At 36.7% G+C, this 1,495-nt stretch carries 1 protein-coding gene and 1 pseudogene; one reads left to right on the forward strand and one right to left on the reverse strand.

What is annotated here, in order from left to right; translation table 11 throughout:
- Positions 1-883 (reverse strand): annotated as a pseudogene (locus AB5935_RS24610) (hypothetical protein); the annotation flags it as partial.
- 248 nt (positions 884-1,131) lie between these two features.
- On the opposite strand from AB5935_RS24610, the gene AB5935_RS24615 reads away from it, so the two are divergent.
- Positions 1,132-1,495: carboxypeptidase-like regulatory domain-containing protein (locus AB5935_RS24615; protein ID WP_410525545.1), on the forward strand; the 364-nt coding region annotated here is incomplete at its 3' end.

Here is a 1,495-nt window from a genome sequence, read left to right on the forward strand (position 1 = left end):
CATTATTATCCCCATCACAGAAAAGCCGTAATACAGAATTGTTATATAAACGATTTTCCATATCATAATGCCACTTCTCTTTTCCTTCTTTGTCAACGGCATAAATACCATTGCGGATCGTTCCGAGTACGATTGTCGAATCTGATGGAATCATTACGGCACGATTCATCTGCTGACTTTTTAATTCCTGATCGATAGCGGTAGGGTGGGGAGAAAGTGTCTTTCCGTCATAGTCAAAAAGTCCGTTCCACTCGGTACATAGAATCATTTTTCCTCCTGCGGTGGGAATGACTGCAACCACAGAGTCATCTTTTAATGCTTTACGTTTAATCAATAGTTTATATTCATCATTTTCCAGAAGATAAAAATCACCGTTGACCATCTGTACATAGATTTGTCCATGCGCTTTATGAAAATACAATGGCAAATGTTGAGAGTTATAGTGTGCGGTTACTTTCTTTCCGTCATATTTAAACCAAGAACTGAATGATTGGAAATAAATGCATTCACCTATCTTGAGTTGGCTCCATAAGGAAGTGTATTCAAGTATACCAAGAGAGTTGCGGCTGAAATAGCCGAAATCCTCGTATGTTCCCACATAAATACGGTCACCATCAATGAGTATGGATCGCACAAGCTGATTACCGGGCATTTGATATTTACTCCACGTATAGCCATCGAAACATAATAGTCCTGTATTATTTCCAATGTACATCTCTCCGTTCTTTCCTTGAGCTAAAGCCCAGTTTTGTAATCCCGCTTGGTAGTCTTTGGCTGTATAGTTGGTCACAATGGGCATAAATGTAGATGCATGACTTATTACTGGGGATAAACATCCTCCTATGAAAATAAATAATAAATAGATAAAATCAGTGCGTCTCATAGAATACTCTCTCTATTATAGTGATGGAAAATAATTTCAAATATAATATCAAATAATTAAAAAATCCCAAATCAGCGAAAAAACATGCCAAAATAAGTGTCTACAAGCGATAAACGTACTAAAAACGTAGTGTTGTACAGCATAAAAGTAGTAGCGTAGTATGCGTTATTTTGCAAGAATTTTAAAAACTCCATTCCTTTGTTGCATCGATTTTTTAGCAACCTTATTATCAACTAATACGTAAAAAAATGAAGAGAAAGATTACTTTTCTTGTAGTTGCAGTGTTGTGTTTACAGACACTGCTTGCTCAAAACAAAACAATCAGAGGTACTATTGTTGATTCCTTTAGTGAACCGATCATTGGTGCGTCTGCTCATGTAAAAGGTACCTATACTGGTACTATCTCGGACCTTAATGGTAACTATACTTTGGAAAACGTTCCCGAAGATGCTATTATTACCTTCTCTTATATAGGAATGATACCTCAAGAAATTGCTGTAAAAGGGAAGAATGTAATCAATGTTCAATTAAAAGATGATGTTCAGAAGCTGGAAGAAGTGGTTGTGATCGGTTACGGTTCAGCCAAGGCCAAGGACTTGACTTCTCCCATTA

This window comes from Phocaeicola sp. RTP21198st1_B8_RTP21198_201120, assembly GCF_040929485.1.
GTDB classification, from domain to species: Bacteria; Bacteroidota; Bacteroidia; order Bacteroidales; family Bacteroidaceae; genus Phocaeicola; species Phocaeicola dorei.